The organism is Rhodococcus koreensis (genome assembly GCF_900105905.1).
GTDB classification, from domain to species: domain Bacteria; phylum Actinomycetota; class Actinomycetes; order Mycobacteriales; family Mycobacteriaceae; genus Rhodococcus_F; species Rhodococcus_F koreensis.
In genome coordinates this window covers 2214620-2236130 of record NZ_FNSV01000005.1, presented here as the reverse complement: position 1 = coordinate 2236130, position 21511 = coordinate 2214620, and the positions used below count along the sequence as shown (strand labels likewise).

At 69.1% G+C, this 21511-nt stretch carries 18 protein-coding genes; 7 read left to right on the top strand and 11 right to left on the bottom strand.

Features of this window, described 5'->3' with window-relative positions; translation table 11 throughout:
• Positions 1-15 precede the first annotated feature (15 nt).
• Positions 16-873 carry an acyl-ACP desaturase gene (locus BLV94_RS15085; protein WP_072940740.1) on the top strand — a complete coding sequence of 286 codons (858 nt, stop codon included), beginning with the start codon at positions 16-18 and terminating at the stop codon, positions 871-873.
• A gap of 61 nt (positions 874-934) precedes the next feature.
• Here BLV94_RS15085 and BLV94_RS15080 read toward each other — a convergent pair whose 3' ends face one another.
• Both BLV94_RS15080 and glpX read right to left on the bottom strand, forming a co-directional pair.
• On the bottom strand, positions 935-2338 hold the full coding sequence (locus BLV94_RS15080) for a class II fumarate hydratase (RefSeq protein WP_072940668.1): 1404 nt from the start codon (positions 2336-2338) through the stop codon (positions 935-937).
• 97 nt (positions 2339-2435) lie between these two features.
• A complete protein-coding gene (gene glpX, locus BLV94_RS15075; protein ID WP_072940665.1) occupies positions 2436-3476 on the bottom strand; it encodes a class II fructose-bisphosphatase in 1041 nt (346 codons plus the stop codon).
• A 189-nt stretch (positions 3477-3665) separates the two neighbouring features.
• Here glpX and BLV94_RS15070 point away from each other — a divergent pair, with 189 nt between their 5' ends.
• The gene (locus tag BLV94_RS15070) at positions 3666-4235 is read left to right on the top strand and encodes a DUF4245 domain-containing protein (RefSeq protein ID WP_009479114.1); all 570 of its coding nucleotides are present in this window, start codon (positions 3666-3668) and stop codon (positions 4233-4235) included.
• A 9-nt stretch (positions 4236-4244) separates the two neighbouring features.
• Here BLV94_RS15070 and BLV94_RS15065 read toward each other — a convergent pair whose 3' ends face one another.
• From BLV94_RS15065 to BLV94_RS15055, 3 genes are read right to left on the bottom strand one after another with little or no spacing between them, the layout of a single operon-like run.
• The gene (locus tag BLV94_RS15065) at positions 4245-4475 is read right to left on the bottom strand and encodes an exodeoxyribonuclease VII small subunit (protein ID WP_015889667.1); all 231 of its coding nucleotides are present in this window, start codon (positions 4473-4475) and stop codon (positions 4245-4247) included.
• A gap of 4 nt (positions 4476-4479) precedes the next feature.
• Positions 4480-5736, bottom strand: a complete 1257-nt coding sequence (gene xseA / locus BLV94_RS15060) for an exodeoxyribonuclease VII large subunit (protein ID WP_072940662.1) — start codon at positions 5734-5736, stop codon at positions 4480-4482.
• The gene (locus BLV94_RS15055) at positions 5733-6365 is read right to left on the bottom strand and encodes a lipid droplet-associated protein (protein WP_072940660.1); all 633 of its coding nucleotides are present in this window, start codon (positions 6363-6365) and stop codon (positions 5733-5735) included. Before BLV94_RS15055 ends, xseA begins: the two co-directional genes overlap by 4 nt.
• A 142-nt stretch (positions 6366-6507) precedes the next feature.
• Between BLV94_RS15055 and BLV94_RS15050 the strand changes: the two genes are divergently transcribed.
• A complete protein-coding gene (locus BLV94_RS15050; protein ID WP_072940657.1) occupies positions 6508-7518 on the top strand; it encodes a 4-hydroxy-3-methylbut-2-enyl diphosphate reductase in 1011 nt (336 codons plus the stop codon).
• 28 nt (positions 7519-7546) lie between these two features.
• Here the strand turns inward: BLV94_RS15050 and BLV94_RS15045 are convergent, their stop codons facing one another.
• Positions 7547-8401, bottom strand: a complete 855-nt coding sequence (locus BLV94_RS15045; RefSeq protein WP_072940654.1) for a DUF6542 domain-containing protein — start codon at positions 8399-8401, stop codon at positions 7547-7549.
• A 352-nt stretch (positions 8402-8753) separates the two neighbouring features.
• Here BLV94_RS15045 and BLV94_RS15035 point away from each other — a divergent pair, with 352 nt between their 5' ends.
• Complete coding sequence (locus BLV94_RS15035; RefSeq protein WP_072940650.1) at positions 8754-9938, top strand: metallophosphoesterase family protein; 1185 nt, start codon at positions 8754-8756, stop codon at positions 9936-9938.
• Positions 9935-12916, top strand: a complete 2982-nt coding sequence (locus BLV94_RS15030; RefSeq protein ID WP_072940649.1) for an AAA family ATPase — start codon at positions 9935-9937, stop codon at positions 12914-12916. Before BLV94_RS15035 ends, BLV94_RS15030 begins: the two co-directional genes overlap by 4 nt.
• Positions 12917-12923: 7 nt before the next feature.
• On the opposite strand, the gene BLV94_RS15025 is transcribed toward BLV94_RS15030, so the two are convergent.
• The 4 genes from BLV94_RS15025 to BLV94_RS15010 all read right to left on the bottom strand — a co-directional run bounded on the left by BLV94_RS15025 (position 12924) and on the right by BLV94_RS15010 (position 18407).
• Positions 12924-14135 (bottom strand): AI-2E family transporter, encoded by a 1212-nt coding sequence (locus BLV94_RS15025; RefSeq protein WP_072940647.1) that lies wholly within the window; start codon positions 14133-14135, stop codon positions 12924-12926.
• A 77-nt stretch (positions 14136-14212) separates the two neighbouring features.
• Positions 14213-14404 (bottom strand): YbdD/YjiX family protein, encoded by a 192-nt coding sequence (locus tag BLV94_RS15020; RefSeq protein ID WP_043826878.1) that lies wholly within the window; start codon positions 14402-14404, stop codon positions 14213-14215.
• Complete coding sequence (locus tag BLV94_RS15015) at positions 14397-16700, bottom strand: carbon starvation CstA family protein (RefSeq protein ID WP_072940737.1); 2304 nt, start codon at positions 16698-16700, stop codon at positions 14397-14399. The genes BLV94_RS15020 and BLV94_RS15015 overlap by 8 nt, the downstream gene beginning before the upstream one ends.
• A 126-nt stretch (positions 16701-16826) precedes the next feature.
• Positions 16827-18407, bottom strand: a complete 1581-nt coding sequence (locus BLV94_RS15010) for an FMN-binding glutamate synthase family protein (RefSeq protein ID WP_072940645.1) — start codon at positions 18405-18407, stop codon at positions 16827-16829.
• Positions 18408-18525: 118 nt separating this feature from the next.
• On the opposite strand from BLV94_RS15010, the gene BLV94_RS15005 reads away from it, so the two are divergent.
• Together BLV94_RS15005 and ychF are read left to right on the top strand one after the other, a co-directional pair.
• Positions 18526-18936, top strand: a complete 411-nt coding sequence (locus BLV94_RS15005) for a CD225/dispanin family protein (RefSeq protein WP_072940643.1) — start codon at positions 18526-18528, stop codon at positions 18934-18936.
• A 46-nt stretch (positions 18937-18982) separates the two neighbouring features.
• On the top strand, positions 18983-20062 hold the full coding sequence (gene ychF, locus BLV94_RS15000; protein WP_072940641.1) for a redox-regulated ATPase YchF: 1080 nt from the start codon (positions 18983-18985) through the stop codon (positions 20060-20062).
• On the opposite strand, the gene BLV94_RS14995 is transcribed toward ychF, so the two are convergent.
• Entirely contained in the window at positions 20052-21452 is a 1401-nt protein-coding gene (locus BLV94_RS14995) for an MFS transporter (protein WP_072940639.1), read from the bottom strand. The genes ychF and BLV94_RS14995 overlap by 11 nt on opposite strands.
• Between the last annotated feature and the right edge of the window lie 59 nt (positions 21453-21511).

The window sequence follows — 21511 nt, the reverse complement described above, 5'->3', positions numbered from 1 at the left end:
CGCTACGGTGTGCGGATGCCGATTGAAAAAAACGACTCGCAGCTGCTCAGTGAGCTGGCCCCGGTGGTGGACGAAAACCTCACACGTCACATCGCCGAGGCGGACGGCTGGCAGCCGCACGATCTGGTTCCGTGGGACCAGGGCAAGAACTTCGCGTTCATGGGTGGAACGGATTGGTCGGCAGATCAGTCGACCCTGAGCGACGTCGAGGCACTCGCGCTGACGGTGGGCGTGCTGGTGGCCGACAACGTGCCCGCATACCACCGTGAGATCGCCAAGCACCTGGCCCTGGTGGGCCCGTGGTGGCGCTGGGTCGGCCGCTGGACCGCGGAGGAGAACCGGCACTCCATCGTGCTCCGGAACTACCTGATGGTGACGCGCGCCGTCGATCCCGTCGCCCTCGAGCGCGCCCGGATGGACGAGATGGTCCGCGGTTACGCGATGCCGCCGATGCATCTGATCGAGATGCTCGCGAACTCTGCATTCGAGGAGAAGGCCGCGGCCGTGCGTCATCACAACACGGCCGCGCTCGGTGAGGACCCGCTGGTAGCCGTGATTGCCGAGCGGCTGGCCTCGGACGACGAACTGCAGTCGCTGTTCTACCGGAACGTCGTCGAGGCGGCGTTCGAGCTGGTGCCCGACCAGACGATGCGCGCCATCGCCTCGCGGATCGTCGCGTTCGACGTGCCGAGCGTGGCATTGCCCGGCGGAACCGACAGCACCGCGGTGCTCGCGGAGGCCGGCATCTACGACCCCGCCCGGCAGGGGGAGAAGGTGTTCGCCCCGCTGCTCCGCTCGTGGAACATCGCCGGACGCACCGACCTCGGCACCGAGGGCGAGAAGGCCCGCGACGAGCTGTCCGCGCTGCTGTAGGACTTCGACGCGAGAGGGCCCGCACTCGGTTCGAGTGCGGGCCCTCTCGCGTCGGCCGGGGTCAGTCCTTCACCTTTGCCATCGCCAGCACGTCGAGACGCTTGTCGAGTTCTTCCTCGGTCAGCTTGTCGCCGATCAGACCGCGGTCGACGACGGTCTCGCGGATGGTCTTCTTCTCCTTCAGCGCCTGTTTGGCGACGGCCGCGGCCTCCTCGTACCCGATCGCGGAATTCAGCGGCGTCACGATGGACGGCGACGACTCCGCGAGGGTCTTGAGGTGCTCGGTGTTCGCGACGAGCCCCACGACGCACCGGTCGGCGAACAGTCGCGACACGTTGGACAGCAGCGTCAGCGATTCGAGCAGGTTCCGCGCCATCATCGGGATGTACACGTTGAGTTCGAAGGCGCCCGCCGCACCGCCCCAGGCGACCGCGGCGTCGTTGCCGACCACCTGTGCGGCAACCTGGGTGGCGGCCTCCGGGAGAACCGGATTGACCTTGCCGGGCATGATCGAACTGCCGGGCTGCAGGTCGGGGAGACGGATCTCGCCGAGACCGGTGAGCGGACCGGACCCCATCCAGCGGATGTCGTTGGCGATCTTGGTCAGGGACACCGCGATCGTGCGCAGCGCGCCGGACGCCTCCACCAGTCCGTCACGCGCGGCCTGCGCCTCGAAGCTGTTCTTCGCCGGGGTGAGGGCGTCGACGCCCGTCGCCTTGACCAGTTCGGCGACGACCTTCGGTCCGAATCCGTCGGGGGCGTTGAGTCCCGTCCCGACCGCGGTGCCGCCGATGGGCAGCTCACCGAGCCGCGGAAGGCAGGCCACCACCCGTTCCATCCCGGCTTCCATCTGACGGGCGTACCCGCCGAACTCCTGACCGAGGGTCACCGGGACGGCGTCCATGAGGTGGGTGCGGCCCGACTTCACGACGGTCTTCCACTCGGTGGACTTGTCGAGCAGGGCGAGGCGCAGGTGGTCGAGGGCGGGCAGCAAATCCTTCACCGCCGACTCGGTTGCCGCGACGTGCGTCGCGGTGGGGAAGGTGTCGTTGGACGACTGCGACATGTTCACGTCGTCGTTGGGGTGGACGACCACACCGTTCGCCGCGGCGATCGACGCGATCACCTCGTTGGCGTTCATGTTGGAACTGGTGCCCGAACCGGTCTGGAAGACGTCGATGGGGAACTGGTCGTCGTGCTTGCCCTCGGCGATCTCGCCCGCCGCGGCGATGATGGCATCCGCCTTCTCGGCGTCGAGGAGCCCGAGATCCTTGTTGACCTGCGCACAGGCTGCCTTCAGCAGACCCATCGCGCGTATCTGGGTGCGCTCGAGACCTCGACCGCTGATCGGGAAGTTCTCGACGGCGCGCTGAGTTTGCGCGCGCCACAGCGCATCCACGGGCACCCGCACCTCGCCCATGGTGTCGTGTTCGATCCGGTACTGCTGCTCGTTGCTCTCGGTCATGCGTCAAACATGCCACTTTCGAGCGCGTCGTGGGGGTGCTCCCCGTGCGCCTTTCCGGTTGCTGCTGCTACCGGAAAGGCGCACGAGGCCGAAGGTCCTAGAACGTCGGCGGGATGGCGCCGTCCTCGCCCGTGAAGTCCACGGACGAGTACTCGCGCAGCTTCTCCAGACGGTGGTACGCGTCGATCATGCGGACGGTGCCCGACTTCGACCGCATCACGATCGACTGCGTCGAAGCGCCGCCACCGTAGTAGCGGACACCGCGGAGAAGGTCGCCGTCCGTGACGCCGGTGGCGCAGAAGAAGACGTTCTCACCGGACACGAGATCTTCGGTGGTCAGCACGCGGTCCAGGTCGTGGCCTGCGTCGATGGCCTTCTGCCGCTCGGCGTCGTCCGTCGGGGCCAGCCGGCCCTGCAGCGAACCACCCATACAGCGCATGGCGGCGGCGGCGATGATGCCCTCCGGGGTTCCACCGGTGCCGATCAGGATGTCGGTGCCCGAGTCCGGACGCGCGGCGGCGATCGCACCCGCGACGTCACCGTCGGAGATGAGGCGAATGCGGGCGCCGGTGTCCCGGACCTCCTGGATGAGTCCGGCGTGCCGGGGACGGTCGAGGATGCAGACCGTCACGTCGGAGGTGGACGCCTTGCGGACCTTCGCGACACGCTTGATGTTCTCGGCGACGGGCGCAGTGATGTCGATGACATCGGCGGCGTCGGGACCGACGGCGATCTTCTCCATGTAGAACACCGCGGACGGGTCGAACATCGCGCCGCGCTCGGCGACCGCGAGGACGGCGATCGCGTTGGGCATGCCCTTCGCCATCAGGGTGGTGCCGTCGACCGGGTCGACGGCGAAGTCGCACTCGGGTCCGTCGCCGTTGCCGACTTCCTCGCCGTTGAACAGCATCGGGGCTTCGTCCTTCTCGCCCTCGCCGATGACGACGACGCCGCGCATCGAGACCGAGCTCACGAGCTGGCGCATGGCGTCGACGGCGGCGCCGTCGCCACCCTCCTTGTCGCCACGGCCGACCCAGCGACCGGCAGCCATCGCACCAGCCTCGGTGACTCGGACCAATTCCAGAGCAAGATTTCGGTCCGGGGCCTCGCGGCGACTCGAAGTGGTGCTAGCCGTCATGGGCAGTGCCTCCTGGTGCAGTCACGGTCGACGTTGTACGTCGACGCTGTGTCGGTGGCCGTCGGCCGCCGAGTGTCGGGTGGATCTCGCTGCTGATTCTCCCAGAAAGAAGTGTGACGTGCGCTGCTGGGGCGCGAATCAGGGGACCGAGAATCGTTGTTCCGGGACCGACCCTGGATACTGGTGGGCGTGGCATCTGATAAACCCCGCATCCTGCACAACAACCGCGACATGGTGTGGTCGCTCGTACCCCTTGTCCTGTTCTGTGTGCTGATCGCGGGTATCGCCAGCCAGTGCACGTTCAGCCCGGGCGGACCCACGAGTGGCCCGATTCCCAGCTTCGACGTGGACGCGGCGCTGAAGTACGACGCGCAGGACCTGCCGTTCCCGGTGCGCAAGCCGGAGACGCCGGAGGGCTGGACGCCCAACTCGGGCAGCCGCAGCATCGTCAGCGGTGACGGCGGCGGCGATTCGAGCACCGTCGGATTCATCACCGAGGCCGGCCGCTACATCCAGCTGACGCAGAGCAACGCCGTCGAGACGGTGCTCGTGCCGTTCGTCGCGGGTGGTCCGCGGACGGCGACGGGCACCGAGGACGTCGCAGGTCACAGCTGGATCGTGTACGGCGGGGAGGGTGTCGAACCGATCTGGGTGTCCGATTTCGGCGACGTCCGGCTCCTCGTCACGGGCAGTGCGTCACCCGAGGCGTTCGAGCAGCTCACCACCGCGGCGGCCGACGCCCCGATCCTCGCCGCCTGACGACGAGTGTCAGCCCTCGTCCTCGGCGTGGGCGAGGGCAGTCTCGACGCGCTTGCGGGCGCCCGCGAGGTGCTCCTCGCAGCGTTTGGCCAGCGCCTCGCCGCGCTCCCACAGCGCGAGTGACGCGTCGAGGTCGAGGCCGCCCTGTTCGAGCACCTTGACCACGTCGACGAGCTCGTCGCGCGCCGCCTCGTAACCGAGCTCCGCGATGTCGGTGTCGTTTCCGGTGGGGTTGCTCATGTTCCTACTTGTCCTTTCCCATCACCGCGGCGCGGACTGCGCCGTCGGCGACTCGAACGCGAATCTGGGTTCCCGGCGGGGCGTCGTCGACCGAACGCAGGACCTCCGGGTCGCCGTCCGGCACGATCCGCTGGACCACGGAGTAGCCGCGGGCCAGGGTCGCGGCGGGCCCGAGGGTCGTCAGCCTTGCCCGGAGGTGCTCGATCGTGGTGCTCTCCGCGGCGATCGCCCGGCTGATGTCACGTCGCCCGGCCTCCCGCAGCCGCTCGACCTCGTCCGACCGGTGGTCGAGTGCGCGCAACGGGTCCGCGAGGACCGGCCTACTGCGCAGCTGGGAGATCAGATGCGACTCGCGCTGCACCCAGTTGCGCAGGGCGGCCGCGCTCCGCGACCGCAGTTCGCCGACGAGTGCCTGCTCGGCGACGGCGTCCGGCACCACCCGCTTGGCGGCGTCCGTCGGTGTCGCGGCCCGCAGGTCGGCGACGTGGTCGCTGAGCGGACTGTCCGGTTCGTGGCCGATGGCACTGACCACCGGGGTGCGGCACGCGACGATCGCCCGGCACAGCGTCTCGTCGGAGAACGGCAGCAGATCCTCCACGCTGCCGCCGCCGCGCGCGAGGATGATGACGTCGACGTGCGGGTCGGCGTCCAATTCCTTCAACGCGTCGAGGATCTGCGGCACCGCGGTCGCGCCCTGCACCGGAGTGTTGCGCACCTCGAAGCGCACGGCGGGCCAGCGGCGTTGCGCCACGCTGAGGACGTCGTGCTCGGCGGCGCTCGCACGACCGGTGATCAACCCGATGGTGCCGGGCAGGAACGGCAGCGGACGCTTCAGCCGAGGATCGAACAGGCCCTCGGCGGCCAGCAGCGCGCGCAACCGCTCGATCCGGGCCAGGAGTTCACCGATCCCGATCGCGCGGATCTCCGTGACCCGCAACGAGACCGATCCGCGGCCCGTGTAGAACGACAACTTGCCGAACATCACCACCCGGCTGCCCTCGGTGAGCGGGACGGGGGAGTTCTGCAGCAACTGCGGGGAGCAGGTCACCGACAGCGACATGTCGACGGACGGGTCGCGCAGCACCAGAAACGCCGTCCGGGTGCCCGGACGGGCGTTGATCTGGGTGATCTGTCCCTCAACCCAGACACTCCCGAGCCGGTCGATCCACTGTGCGACCTTGGCCGACACGGTGCGGACCGGCCACGGCTGCTCGGCGGTACTCGGTCCGGTACTGGTTGCGCGGGGCTGTGCGGAGGTCACTTGGCCTTGGCGGTGGTGATGCGGTTGGTCAGCATGGTCTGGAACGGCGCGCGGGCCAGGGTCGCGTTCTCGTAGTCCAGCAGCGCCGTGAGGTCCTCGACGGACAGGTTGCGCAGACGTGCCCGCAACTGGGCCAGGGTCAGGGTGCCGTAGTCGAGGACCACGGCGATCTCGGGTTCGGCCACGGCAGGCCGGGCGGCGGCGGGCTTCTTGCTCGCCGTCTTCGTGGTGGCGGCGCCGTTGGTGGCGGCGGGTGCCGCCCTCGGGGCCGAGACCTTCTCGGGTGCGCTCTCGTCCTGCGGGCTCAGCGAGTACAGCGCGAAGCGGCCCGGTCCGGCAGACCGCTCCTCGGCGGCGCCGTCGACGCCGGGCGCCGGATCGGTGTCCTCGTCGAAGACGGCCCATGCGGGCTGCTCGTCGTCGTGGGTCCAGTTGATGAGTGCGAAGGCCTGGTCGCCCTTGATGGCCAGTGCCGTCATGGACTGCTGAACGCGCATCGTGGTCTGCAGCACCTGACTGACCGCGGTCATGGGCAGGGTCGCCGCGGTGGTCGGCAGTTTCCTGGCCTCTTCGACGGCCGTCACGGCGATTCCGGCGGCGACACGCGCCACGAACGGGGGACGAATCATTCCCACAGCCTGCCTGACAACGGCACGTTTGGGTAGCCGACGTGCCCACAGCGTCGACGACTTCGGTGCGACGATGCGCACACTACCCCGCCGAGGCCCCGCGAAAGTGTCGTCCGTCCGGGGTGACCCGTAGTCTGGAACCATGTCTTCGGCTGTTCCACTCAATGTGGGTATCACACGTTCGGCAGATTCGGGAGCGTCGCGTGCCGACGGCGGGAAGCGCGTACTGCTCGCGGAGCCCCGCGGCTACTGCGCCGGCGTGGACCGCGCCGTCGAAACGGTGGAGAAGGCGCTCGAGAAGCACGGCGCCCCCATCTACGTGCGCAAGGAGATCGTCCACAACCGCCACGTCGTCGAGACGCTGAGCGACCAGGGGGTGGTCTTCGTCGACGAGACCGACGAGGTTCCCGAGGGTGCGCTGCTCGTGTTCTCCGCGCACGGCGTGTCTCCCGCGGTCCACGAATCGGCCGCCGCACGCAATCTGCGCACCATCGACGCCACGTGCCCGCTGGTCACGAAGGTCCACCAGGAAGCCAAGCGTTTCGCCCGCGACGACTTCGACATCCTCCTCATCGGCCACGAGGGCCACGAGGAAGTGGAGGGCACGGCCGGCGAGGCCCCCGATCACGTGCAACTCGTGGACGGCCCCGATTCCGTCGACGCCGTGACGGTCCGCGACGAATCGAAGGTCATCTGGTTGTCGCAGACCACGTTGAGCGTCGACGAGACGATGCAGACGGTCGCCCGACTGCGGGAGCGTTTCCCGAGTCTGCAGGACCCGCCGAGCGACGACATCTGCTACGCCACCCAGAACCGTCAGGTGGCGGTCAAGGCGATGGCCCCCGAATGTGATCTCGTTATCGTCGTCGGATCCCGTAACTCCTCCAACTCGGTTCGCCTCGTCGAGGTCGCGCTGGGTGCGGGCGCGAAGGCGTCGTATCTGGTCGACTACGCCCGCGAAGTGGATCCGGCCTGGCTCGACGGTGTCCGGACGGTGGGGATCACGTCGGGCGCGTCCGTGCCGGAAATCCTGGTGCGGGGTGTGATCGATCTGCTCGACGAGCACGGATTCCACGACGTCCAGCCGGTCACCACGGCCAACGAGACGCTGGTCTTCGCACTGCCGCGCGAGCTTCGCGCCGCGCGGACCTGATCGGCCCGCTACCGGCGCTGTCGCCCCTCTAGCGGGGCTGCTCCGACTCGAACGGCGGCTCGTACCGGTCGCGGTAGCGCACCTGCGGAATGGGGTGGGCAGGCACGTCGTTGTCGGGCCGCGGCCGCGGTGTGGTCCGCGGCGGGACCGATCGCGGTGCCTGCGTGGTCCGCGGCGGTGCCGACCGGGGCGCCTGCGCTGCCCGGTCGACCATCGGTGGTGGAGGCGCTGTGCGCCCGCCCGACGAGGACGAGCGGCGGGGCGGCGGTGTGGCTGCCCGTCGCGACGACCGAGGGTGCTCCCGTGCGGCGTCCCTCGAGGTGTCCCTGTCCCGCGCCCGACGCGGCGGCGGGGACTGCTCCGACCCTTCGGCTGCGCGCCGGGGACGGGCGGTGCGGGGCGCCCGCTGCGCACGGCGCCGCTCCGAGGTCCGCGCAGGACCGGTCGTGCGCTGCTGCAGCAGGAAGAGGCGGAGCCCACCGATCAGCAGCGTCACCACGGTGGCGGCGAGCATCACCGGAAATCGGTTGACCAACGGATACGCGACGTTGATCGCCAGGTCTTTCAGTGCGGTGCTGTTCTCCTCCGCGATCAGGCTCTGCCCGAGCGGCACCGCGACGAACAAGATCAGCGGCGGCTGGACGATCGCGGTGAACAGGGCCCGGTTGCCGGCAGCCGCCACGGCGAGGACACAGCCGAGGAAGTAGAAGGTGGAGAACGCCGCCGTGAGTTCGGTGCCACGAGCCGCATCGACAGCGAATCCGACAAAGCTGACTCCGACGGCCAGGAGAATGACACCCCACCAGGGGAGACCGGGGACCGTAGGGACAATCGACCGCCTGTCGAGCGGCACCCCAGAGCGAGCACGTTGGGTTGCAGACACACAACGACAGTAGCGGCAACTTGTTGACTAGCTCCGTTGGCGTGACCGGTGGAGCCCGAGAGATCCCCGAGATTTGTGCGTCGCGGCCACGAATCGACGGCGCTGACCTCGGTGACGTCGCCGTCGAACACGTGGAGGTCGTGGAGCTTGCGGGCGGTGACTGTGACCCGGGACTCCATCCACGCCCGGGCGGCGGCGCGCCGAACCGCGGCCGGCGCCGGCAGCATTCCGAGTGCAGCGAGTGCATTCGTGTGGCTCATGGTGCACCCGCCCACCGACACGTCGAATCGCTCGGACGCCACGCGGCCGAGGTGTTCGAGGTTGTCGGCACCGTGCTCTACGGTCTCGGGACATGAGGATCCTGCACACTTCGGACTGGCACATCGGACGCACGTTCCACGGGGTGGACCTGCTCACCGACCAGGCCCGTGTGCTCGACGCGATCGCCGCTCTCGTCGCCGAGCGCGGTGTGGACGTCGTCGTCGTTCCCGGAGACGTGTACGACCGGTCGATCCCCAGCGCGGACGCCGTCACCGTGTGCAATCGCGGATTCGAAGCCATCCGGGACGCGGGCGCGCTCATCGTCGCCACGTCCGGCAACCACGATTCCGCAGCACGGCTCGGCGCGGGTGCCGCGTTCTCCCGGGCGGGCGGGCTGCACCTCATGACGACGGTCGCCGGGATCGGCGCGCCCGTCGTGCTCGAGGACGCGCACGGACCCGTCGCGTTCTACGGCATTCCCTATCTCGAGCCCGAGATCACCCGCGCCCAACTCGACGTGCCGTCCGCCCGGTCACACGCCGAGATCCTCGACGCCGCGATGGGCCGTGTCCACACCGACCTCGATGCGCGCCGCGAGAACGCACCGCGTACCCGATCGGTGGTGCTGGCCCACGCGTTCGTGGTGGGGGCGGAGGCCACCGGGTCGGAACGGTCCATTTCCGTCGGCGGCGTCGAAACGGTGTCGGCTTCGGCTTTCGGCGGGGTCGACTACGTCGCGCTCGGCCACCTCCACTCGCCGCAGACCCTCACCGAGAACATCCGCTACTCGGGTTCGCCGCTGCCGTACTCGTTCGGTGAACGCACCCACGGCAAGGCCGTCTTCCTGGTGGACCTCGACGCCGACGGACTGCACTCCGTCGAGCGGGTCGATCTGCCGGTGGTCCGCGGTCTGAAGCAGCTGACCGGGACGGTGCAGCAGTTGCTCGAGGACGACGCGTTCCGCGACGCCGAGGACTGCTACGTGTCGGCGGTGCTCACCGACCCGGAACGTCCGGTCGACGCCATGCGCTCACTCCAGACCCGGTTCCCGTTCGCCGTCCACCTCGAGTGGCAACGCCCGGACGGCGCCGACGATCTGCGGTACCGCGACAAGGTGCACGGGCGCAGTGATCTGCAGATCACCCGCAGCTTCCTCACCGATTTGCGCAGCGAACCGACGACGGGCGAGATCCGGCTCGTGGAGGCCGCTCTCGGTTACGCCGACCGGACCGGCGAGGACACCGCCGAGGTCGTCGCGCTGGAACAGACGGCATGAGGCTGCATCGACTCGAGGTCGAAGCCTTCGGGCCGTTCGCCGGATCTGTGGAAGTCGACTTCGATCGGCTCGGTGCGGACGGGCTGTTTCTGCTGCACGGTCATACCGGGGCCGGCAAGACGACGGTCCTCGACGCGGTGGCGTTCGCGCTCTACGGCACCGTGCCCGGGGCGCGGAAGGACGGCAAGCGCCTCCTGTCCGACCACGCGCCCGCCGGATCCGTTCCGACGGTGACGCTCGAGGCGACGATCGCCGGCCGGCATCTGCGGCTCGTCCGCAGCCCGGAGTTCGAGCGGCCCAAGCGTCGCGGGTCGGGGACGATCAAGGAAAACGCGAAGGCCACGCTGACGTGGCTCGACGGTCACGGCGAGAACCTGTCCCGGATCCCCGACATCGCCGACGAGGTCGGGCGGCTGATGGGGATGAGCGCCGACCAGTTCTTCCAGGTGGTGCTGCTGCCGCAGGGCGAGTTCGCGAAGTTCCTGCGCGCCGACACCGAGGAGCGCGGTCAGCTGCTGGAGCGGCTGTTCGACACCACCCGATTCGAGACGGTGGAGGAGTGGTTCCTCGACCGCAGGCGCACCAGCGCCCACGAACTCGACGAGCACCAGCGGGCCGTCGACGTGCTGCTCGCGAGGGTCGCGACCGCTGCCGGGATCGAGGGCGGCGCCGACGCCGATCCGGTGACCTGGGCCCACAAGCTCGAGGACGAGGCGCGCGAAACCCGCGACCTGGCAGCGGACGACCTGCAGAAGGCCAAGAGCCGGGCGAAGGTTGCCCGTGACGCGCTCACCGAGGCGCGCCGTGTCCTCGAACTGCAGAACCGCCGGCGGCGAGCCGAGACGGAACTCGACACCCACGCAGCGGGTGCCGACCAGCGGGCCGAACTCGTCGCCGAACTGGCGGATGCGCGCCGGGCAGAACCGGTCGCGACGGTGGCGCGAGACGCCGACGCCGCCCGGGCCAAGGCCGCGGCCGCAGCGCGGAACGTCGGGGCGATCACCGACGGACTGCGCGCGACGGTGGGCGGCGCCGACCTCGTTGCGGAGTTGTCCTGGCCGCCGACCGCAGACGAACGCGAACACATCCGGGCCGGTATCCGCACCTGGCGTGACGAGATCGTGCGCCTCGACGGGGCACTCGCCGAATCCGTTGCCGCCGAACGCCTCGCCGTCGAGGTGGAGCAATTGCGCGCCCGGCAGGCCGAACTCACCGAGACCGGTGCCGCACTGTCGCGGGAGCGGGACCAACTGCCACTCGCCCTGCGGGAAGCAGAGAAGGCTCTCGACTCGGCGGAGAAGGCCCGCGCCGCGCTGCCCGGCCTGGTCGACACCCGGGACCGGGCAGCCGACGCAGCCTCCGCGGCGGCGGATCTCCGCACCCGCCGCGTCGAGCGGGATCGCCTCGAGGGCGCGGCGCTCGAGGCCCGGGAGCAGCACCAGGACGCGCGCGAACACTGGCTCGACCTGCTGCAACGCCGGATCGCGGGCATGGCCGCCGAACTGGCGGGCACGCTCGAAGACGGTGTCGCGTGCCAGGTGTGCGGTTCACCCGAGCATCCGCAGCCCGCCGAACCGTCCGAGCTGTCGGTCACGAAGGCCGACGAGGACAAGGCACGCGCGGCGGAGCAGAAGGCCGCGGCGGCGTTGACGACCGCGACCGAGAAACTGGGCGCCGCCGAACGCGCGATCGACGTGCTCGTGCAGCGCGGCGGCGACGGCGACGCGGACGAACTCGCGCAAGCACTCTCGGCCGCGGAGACGGCGGTGGGGGAGGCGACTGCGCTCGGCAACCAGGTGGAGCACCGGTCCGCGTCTCTCGCCGAACTGCGGGACCGCGAGAGCCGGCTGCAGGAACGGTCGCGGGACGTCGGAGCCGACGCCGCCACGGTGGCCGAGCGGATCGCCGCGAGCAGGACCCAGCTCGGGGAGATCCGGGCCCGGGTGAGTCAGGCGGCGGGCGACGACCCGAGCGTCGAGGACCGGCGCGCCCGACTCGACGCCCTCGCCGATGCGGCATCGGAACTGCTGGACGCGCGGGACGCCGGCGCCGGAGCAGAGTCCGCGGCCCGTGAACTCGCGGCCAAGGCCGGCGCGTTCGCCGGGGACGCCGGTTTCGGCAGCATCGACGACGCCGTGGCCGCGGTCCGGCCGGCCGCCCGCTGGGGTGAGATCGAGGCTGCCCTGACGGCGGCGCGGGATGCCGAGGTCGGGGCGCGCCGCGTCCTCGACGACCCCGAGGTCGCCGCTGTCGCCGACGCGGAACCCGTGGAATTGGCGGCCGTCCAGCAGGCTCACGACGCGGCGGCGGAGGTCGTGGACGTCGCCGTCGCTGCGGCGTCCGACGCCGAGCGCCGACTGCTCGATCTGGAACGGTACGTCGGTCAGCTCGACAAGACCGCTGAGACGATTGCCCCGATGCAGGCCGCGCACGAGGAGCTGGCCGCGCTCGCCGAGGTGATCGCGGGCCGTGGCCAGAACGCCAGGAAGATGTCGCTGCGGTCGTATGTGCTGGCGGCCCGGCTGGAAGAGGTCGCGGTGTCGGCGTCCGCGCGACTCGGCCGGATGTCGGCCGGGCGCTACGAATTCGTCCACAGCGACGAGGCCGGTCCGCGAGGCCGTCGCGGCGGCCTGGGACTGGACATCCGCGACGACTACACCGGGGTGGTGCGGTCGGCCAAGACCCTGTCCGGCGGTGAGTCGTTCCTGGCGTCGCTGTCGCTGGCGCTCGGTCTCGCCGATGTGGTGGCGGCCGAGTCGGGTGGCGTCGTGCTCGACACGATGTTCATCGACGAGGGATTCGGCACCCTCGACGCTGACACCCTCGACTCGGTGATGGGCGTCCTCGACGAGCTGCGTGACGGCGGCCGGGTGGTGGGCATCGTCAGTCACGTCGACGAGCTGCGTCAGCGAATCCCGAGCAGGCTGCACGTGATCCGCGGACGCACCGGCTCCGCCGTGGAGATGGTGGCCGGCTGACCGCCGGTCAGTCCGGCTTGGACGCGACGGCGGTCTCGTCGACGGTGACGCCCTCCCGTTCGGCGTCGTCGAGGTCTTCGTTCGCGGCGACGGCGTCGGGGATGTTGCTTTCGGCGCTGTGCTCGTCGATCTGCTCACCGATGTAGCGCACCACCACGGCGGCGACGGCGGCGGCGGGCACCGCGAGGAAGGCTCCGACGATCCCGAACACGGAACCACCGGCGGTGACGGCGAGCAGCACCACGACGGCGTGCAGTTTCATGCTCTTGCTCTGGAGTACCGGCTGCAGCACGTTGCCCTCGATCTGCTGCACCACGAGGATGATGATCAGCACGATCACCGCGGTGGTGAGACCGTTGGCGACCAGCGCGACCAACACGGCTAGTGCGCCGGCGACGAAGGCACCGACGATCGGGATGAAGCCACCGATGAACGTCAGGATCGCGAGGACCGGTGCCAGCGGCACGCCGAGGATCACCAGTCCGGCGCCGATGAAGACGGCGTCGATGAGGCTGACCAGTGCCTGGGTGCGGATGAAACCGCCGAGTGTGTCCCACATGCGGCCCAGCACCTCTTCGAGGTGACGGCCCGCGCGGCCGCCGCTGACGGAATGCAGCCACGGGATGAACCGGGGGCCGTCCTTGATGAAGAAGAACGACAGCACCAGCACCAGGCCGAGCGTGATCAGCAGCGAGCTGGCGGTGCTGACACCGGTGAACACACCGGACGCGATGACCGTTCCACTCTCCTGGACCTTCACGATGATCGTGTGGATGCCCTGGTCGATCTGATCGTCCTGCAGGTTGATCGGTGGACCCTTCAACCAGTCCTGCACCTGGTTGATGCCCTGGGTGGCTTTGTTGGCCAGCTCGGGGGCCTGCCTGACGACGGACGGCACGATGCCGGCGATGATCCCGGCGACGACGGCGATGAACACGACGAGCGTCGTCGCGGCGGCCGCCGCCGGGGGGATGCGTCGCTTCGTCATCGCGCGCGTCGGCGGCCACAGCACCGTGCACACCACCACCGCCAGCAGCACGGGGAGGACGATCACCCACAGCTTCTCGATGATCCATCCGAACAGCAACGCGCCCAGCGCGATTGCCGCGAGGACCAGCGACCACTTGGCCAGCCACATCGCACCCACCCCGATGAGGTGCCCGCGGTCCGGTTTCGTGACCGCGCTCCCGGACGGTGCCGGGGCTTCCTTCTCCGTCACAGATGGTCCTCCCTGCCGTGTCTGCTCAGCCGATCAGTACTGACAGTACTGGGGAACGCCGGGCCGGCACGGTGAGGTCAGCAGCAGCGGGCGCCCGGGTTGGCGTCGGCGTCCGCGTAGCGCGCTCGCCAGTACTCCCGCTCGCTCGGCACCTCGGCGTCCGGATGGTGGCGGCGAAGGTGCTCGACGTACCTGCTGTAGTCGTGGTCGCCCATCAGCGCCCCCGTCCACCACCAGGCGGTCCGGACGGCCCCCACGACCCTATTCATCATGATGATGTGCCCTGTCCGTGTGGGTGTGTGCCGCGCCGGGTGCGCGAACCGCGCCGGAGGCGATGAGTTCGTTCCATTCCTTGTCGAGTTCCTTCTCGGCGGCGGTGGTGACGAACCCGGCCGGTGCGAAGATCTTCGACGGTTCCTCGGGTGCCTCGGTGGTCGGCAGTCCACCGGCCCGGAACGCCTTGAGGCACACGAGCGCTCCGGCCACCACGACGACGAGAACGAGGCCGGCGAACACGATCGACAGGGTGCCCTGGATGAACGTGTTGCGGATGACGGCGTCGATGGCCTCGGGGGTCTTGGCGGATCCGAAGCTGGTCTTGCCCGCTTCCTTCGCCTCCTTGAACGCGGCGTGCTGCGACCAGTAGCCGACGGAGGTGTTGCCGGAGAAGATCTTCTGCCAGGACGCGGTCATGGTGACGATCAGGTCCCAGACGAGGGGAACACCGGGAATCCAGGCCCACTTGAACAGGCCCTTCTTCATGACGATGGCGAGGACCACCGTCAGCGCGATCGCGGCGAGCAACTGGTTCGCGATGCCGAACAGCGGGAACAGGGTGTTGATGCCGCCGAGCGGGTCGGTGACGCCCATCAGGAGGATGGCGCCCCACAGTCCGACGACGGCGAGCGAGCACACCCACGCGCCGATGCGCCACGACGGATCCTTGAACTTGCGGGCGGGTCCGCCGAAGTTGCCGAGTGAGTCCGACAGCATGAACCGGGCGACCCGGGTGCCGGCGTCGACGGTGGTGAGGATGAACAGCGCCTCGAACATGATCGCGAAGTGATACCAGAACGACTTGAGGGCAGCGCCGCCGAGGAACTGGCTGAGCACTTCGGACATGCCGAACGCGAGCGTCGGGGCACCGCCGGTGCGCGAGATGATCGACTCCTCGTCGACGCCCGCCGCGGCCTGCGCGAGGGTGTCCGCGGAGATGTTCGGGCTGGAGAGTCCGAGGCTGTTCACATACGTCGCGGCCGTCTCGGGGGTTCCGCCGGTGAGGGTGGCAGGCGCGTTCAGCGCGAAGTACAGGTGCTGGTCGATGATGCACGCGGTGACGAGCGCCATGATCGCGACGAACGACTCGGTGAGCATGCCGCCGTAGCCGATCAGCCGCATCTGCTTTTCCTTCGCCAGCAGTTTGGGCGTCGTGCCGGAGGAGATGAGGGCGTGGAAGCCGGACAACGCGCCGCACGCGATCGTGATGAACAGGAACGGGAACAGCGAACCTGCGAAGGCGGGGCCGTTGCCCTGGATGGCGAACGTCGTGACGTCGGGCATCTTGATGGCGGGCTGCGCGACCAGGATGCCGATGGCCAGCAGGACGATCGTGCCGATCTTCATGAACGTCGACAGGTAGTCGCGCGGGGCGAGGAGCAGCCACACGGGCAGGACGGAGGCGGCGAAACCGTAGGCGATCATCAGCCAGGCGATGGTCACCTTGGACAGCGTGAACCAGTCGGCGCCCCATCCGGTGTCGGCCACCCAGCCGCCGGAGACGATGGCGAGGAGCAGCAGCACGACGCCGATCAGCGACACCTCCGCGACCTTGCCCGGGCGCAGGTACCGCAGGTAGACGCCCATGAAGAGGGCGATCGGGATGGTCATGGCGATGGAGAAGACACCCCACGGGCTTTCCGCGAGCGCGTTGACGACGACGAGGGCGAGCACCGCGATGAGGATGATCATGATGACGAAGACGCCGATCATGGCGGCGACACCGCCGACGACGCCGAGTTCGTCGCGCGCCATCTGGCCGAGGCTGCGGCCGCGGCGTTTCGTCGAGATCCACAGGACGAGGAAGTCCTGGACGGCTCCGGCGAAGACGACGCCGATGATGATCCACAGCGTGCCGGGCAGGTAACCCATCTGGGCGGCGAGGACGGGGCCGACGAGGGGGCCTGCGCCGGCGATGGCGGCGAAGTGGTGCCCGAACAGCACCCGCCGATCCGTCGGCATGTAGTCCTTGCCGTTCTCGAGGATCTCGGCGGGCGTGGCCCGGTCGTCACGGGGTTGGACGAGTTTGCGCTCGATGAACCGCGCGTAGAAGCGGTAGGCGATGAGGTAGGTGCAGACGGCGGCCACGACGAACCAGACGGCGTTGATGTTCTCGCCGCGAACGAACGCGATCATCACCCAGGCGATGCCGCCGAGAAGGCCGAGGACCGCGAACGTGATCCGCGCCGCCGGTGAGATCGGGGTGCGGTCCACGACGCCGACCGGCGGCAGATCCGGATCCGTTTTCAGGTACTCGACCTCGGATTCGGGGGCGGCTCTCAGGGCCATCGCGAACTCCTTCCCGGCGTCCCCGTCGTCATTGTGTGCCAGGGGCGACGCCGTCGACAGGTGCCACATCTTTTGTGGCCCCCGTCACCCTATTGCGCCGACGTTCAGTTCGACGAAAAAACGACGTCAGAAGCGAGTCGAGTCGGCATCGATCCAGTCGGTGAGCCAATCCGACGGCGGGTCCTCGAGTAATTCGCCGGGCATCAGCCACTCGTACAGTTCCGCGTAGGTGCGGGTGGTGACGCCGTCGATCCGGCGGTTGAGCATCGCCGGTGTCAGTTGGTCGAAGCTGTCGAGGCCCATCGACGCCACCATCTGCCGGGCGCCTGCCACCGTCGACTTCTGGAACCGGAACACCCTGGCCGCCTTGTCGGGGACGTCGAGTGCGCGGGTCCGCGCCGGGTCCTGGGTGGTCACCCCGACGGGGCAGCGGTTGGTGTGGCACATCTGCGCCTGGATGCACCCGACGGCGAACATCATCGCGCGGGCGGCCAGGGTGAAGTCGGCGCCCTGGATGATCCGTTTGACGATGTCGGATGCGCTGGCGACCTTCCCGGACGCGCCGATCTTGACGCGGACCCGCAGGCCGGTGCCGGTGAGCGCGTTGTGCACCAGCATCAGCCCCTCGGTGAGGGGCATGCCCATGTTGTCCTCGAATTCCACTGGACCCGCACCGGTTCCGCCCTCGGAGCCGTCGACGATGACGAAGTCCGGGGTGACGTCGCGTTCGAGCATCGCCTTGCAGATGCCGAGGAACTCGATGCGCGATCCAACGCACAGTTTGAACCCGACGGGTTTGCCGCCGGAGAGCTTCCGCAGGGTGACGATGAAGTCGATGAGCCCGTTCGGGGTGGAGAACGCGGTGTGCGCAGGCGGGGAGATCACCGTTTTCCCGACCGGCACGCCGCGCGTCTCGGCGATCTCCCTCGACACCTTCGCGCCGGGCAGCACCCCGCCGAGTCCGGGCTTCGCGCCCTGCGACAGTTTGATCGAGATCGCCTTCACCTGGTCGAGTGCCGCGTGTTCGGCGAACTTGGCGGGGTCGAACCGGCCGTCCTCCGCCCGGCAGCCGAAGTAGCCGGACGCGATCTCCCAGATCAGGTCGCCGCCGTGCTTGCGGTGGTAGGGGCTGATCGCACCCTCGCCGGTGTCGTGCGCGAACCCGCCCCGCGCGGCCCCGGCGTTGAGGGCTTCGATGGCATTGGCCGAGAGCGAGCCGAAGCTCATCGCCGACACGTTGAGAAGCGCGATGTCGTAGGGCTGTTCGCAGTCCGGTCCGCCGAGGCGGACGGTCGGCGGTTCGGGCGGGGCCATCCGTGCGCGCAGCGAATGGACCATGAACTCGTAGCCGACGGCGTGGACGTCCCGCTCGGTGCCGAACGGCTCCTCGGCGAGCGTGCCCTTGGCGCGCTCGTAGACGAGGTCGCGGGTGTCGCGGTCGAAGGGTGTTCCATCCGTGGACGATTCGATGAAGTACTGCTGGATCTCGGGGCGGATCTTCTCCAGCAGGAACCGCGCGTGCCCCAGCACCGGGTAGTTCCGCAGAACGCTGTGCCGCCGTTGCAGCAGGTCCCACGTGCCCAGAGCGGCAGTCGCGAGCAGGAGGAGGGCGGCGAACCACCACCATCCCGTGGCCACAGCGACGGTCAGGGCGAGAGCGCCCAGTCCGTGGATCCATATCGCGAGGACGATCAACCATCGGGTCACGTGCTGAGACTAGAACCTCACGTGAGTGCCGACGCGTACTCCGGTGCACTTTCCCACTCACGTGGCGAGGGATGGGATAGTGGAGGCACGAGGTCAGCTGCCACGACAGGGGGGCGTCATGTCGGAGTCACCGATCAATCCGGAATCGTCGAGCAATCCGGTGCCGCCGAAGCCGGGCGACACGGGTGCCTATGGCTACCAGTACCCGACGCAGCAGCAACAGCCGCAGGCGCAGCCCTACCCGGGACAGTACGGCCCGCCGCCGCTGCCGCCGTCGAACGCCGGGTGGGCGGTGGCCGCCGTCGTCTTCTTCTGGCCGCTCGCGTTCGCCGCGTTCAACCACGTCCACGACGTCTACCCGAAGTGGGCGATGGGCGACTACCAGGGTGCCCAGTACGCGTCCGACCGCGCCAAGGGGCTCGGCAAGATCGCTCTGTGGATCTGGGTGGCGCTGATCGTCGTCTTCGTCATCGGGTACGCCATCCTGATCATCGCCCTCGTCGCGAACAGCAATACCAACAGCTGGTGAGGGCGTGGTCGTTGATCCGGCGCCGACGCCGTAGAATCCAACGACCGTGAGCCTTACCCTCGGAATCGTCGGACTGCCCAACGTCGGCAAGTCCACCTTGTTCAACGCGCTGACCAACAACGACGTGCTGGCCGCGAACTACCCGTTCGCGACCATCGAACCCAACGTCGGCCTGGTCGAACTGCCCGACCCGCGGCTGTCCGAGCTCGCCCGGATCTTCGGTTCCGAGCGCATCCTGCCCGCCACGGTGTCGTTCGTCGACATCGCCGGCATCGTCAAGGGCGCCTCCGAGGGCGCCGGCCTCGGCAACAAGTTCCTCGCCAACATCCGCGAGGCCGATGCTATCTGCCAGGTGGTTCGCGTCTTCCACGACGACGACGTCGTGCACGTCGACGGCCGCGTCGACCCGGCATCCGACATCGAGGTGATCGAGACCGAGCTCGTCATCGCCGACATGCAGACGCTGGAGAAGGCCCTGCCGCGCCTGGAGAAGGAAGCGAAGAAGAACAAGGAGCTCAAGCCCATCCACGAGGAGGCGCTGAAGGCGCAGGAAGTCCTCGACTCGGGCACGACCCTGTTCAGCGCGAAGGACAAGCTGGACTTCGCGCTGCTGCGCGAGCTGAGCCTGCTCACCACCAAGCCGTTCCTGTACGTGTTCAACGCCGACGAGGCCGTGCTCACCGACGAAGCGAAGGTCGCCGAACTGCGTGCCTCCGTCGCCCCCGCCGACGCCGTGTTCCTCGACGCCAAGGTCGAGCAGGAACTCCTCGAACTGGACGAAGAGGACCGGCAGGAGATGCTCGACTCGATCGGACAGTCCGAGCCCGGCCTGCACGCCCTCGCCCGGACCGGATTCCACACCCTCGGCCTGCAGACCTACCTCACCGCAGGTCCCAAGGAATCCCGCGCCTGGACCATCCACAAGGGCGACACCGCCCCGCAGGCCGCCGGTGTCATCCACACCGACTTCGAGCGCGGCTTCATCAAGGCCGAGATCGTCTCCTTCGACGACCTCGTCGCCGCCGGATCCATGGCCGCCGCCAAGGCCGCGGGCAAGGTCCGCATGGAGGGCAAGGACTACACCATGGCCGACGGCGATGTGGTGGAGTTCCGCTTCAACGTCTGACGGCGGTTCTTCGCACCAGCACCCCGACGACTCCTGCGCCGACGAGTGAGATCAGCCCGGTGGTGACGGCGGCGTGGTTCCAGCCCGTCACCATGCCGTCGATGGTGCCTGCGGGGTCGAGGGCGATGATGCTGACGACGGTGACGCCGATGGAGGAGCCGAGGTAGCGGGCGGTGTTGTTGGCGCCGCTGCCGAGTCCGCCCTGGTCGGCGGGGACACTGGCGACGGCTTGCCGGCCGAGGCCGGCGTTGAGCAACCCGCTGGCGATGCCGGCGAGCAGCAGGCCCGGGACGAGGCGCAGCAGCGACGAGTCGGGGGACAGGCCCGTCATCGTGAGCATGGCGACGCCGACGCCGGCGAGTCCGATGACGAGTTGCGGGGTCCCGGCGAGCCGCGCTGGGAGTGTCCGCGCCAGCAGTGACGCCACGACGCTCGTGCCGGACCACAGCGCGATCACCCCGGCTGCGGCGAGCGTGCTGACGTGCATCGTCTTGACGAGGAACGTGCACGCGAACGACATCAGACCGATGATGCCCGCCCCGGTGGCGAGGGCCGCGAGGGTGGCGGCGAGGAAGTCGCGTCGGCGGAACAAGGCGAGGTCGAGCATCGGGAACGGGCGCCGCCGCTCGACGCCGACGAACGCGAGGGTGAACACGGCGGCGCCGATACCGCAGAGGGCGGTGGCGGGAGTGTTGCCCTGCCTGCCCTCGACCAGTGCGACGAGGACCAGCACCATCGCGGCGCAGAGCGTGACCGCACCGGGGACGTCGATCCGCTTCGGGACGGCGGACCGTGACTCCGCCAGTGCGCGCGTCGCGACCTGTCCGATCGCGAGCGATGCGACCGCGAGTGCCCAGTACAGGCCGCGCCACCATCCGGCGAGGTCGAGGAGTCCTGCGAGCACGGGACCGACCGCGATGCCTGCGCCGACGCTCGCGCCCCAGATCCCGCTCGCCGTCGCGCGTGCCGCCGGAGTGGCGAAGGCGTGGGCGACGGCGCCGAGGCTGGCCGCGATGAGCGCTGCGCCTGCCACCCCTTGGATCAGTCGCCCGACGATGAACAGGACGGGTTCCTGACTGACCGCGCCGACCACGGCTCCCAGTGCGAGAAGCCAGGCGCCCCAATGGAACACCCGGCGCCGGCCGTAGTCGTCGGCGAGCGCGCCCGCGGTCAGCAGGACCGCGGCGAGGCCCACGCTCATCGAACTGAGAATCCACGTCTGCGCCGCGGGGCCGGCCGACAGTGCCGCGGCGACGGTGGGCATGTTGCCGAGCGGGGCGCAGAACGCGATCAGGGCGACGAACGTGCCGAGCGACGCGACGGACAGTGTGGTTCCCGGGCGGGGTGCGTGGGCTCGGACGGGTGGGGCAACCGCGGTTGGTCTGTTCACGAGACTGAACTTAGAACTATTTTGGTCTGGTGACAAGACCGAGTTGGGCTAGCATGGGG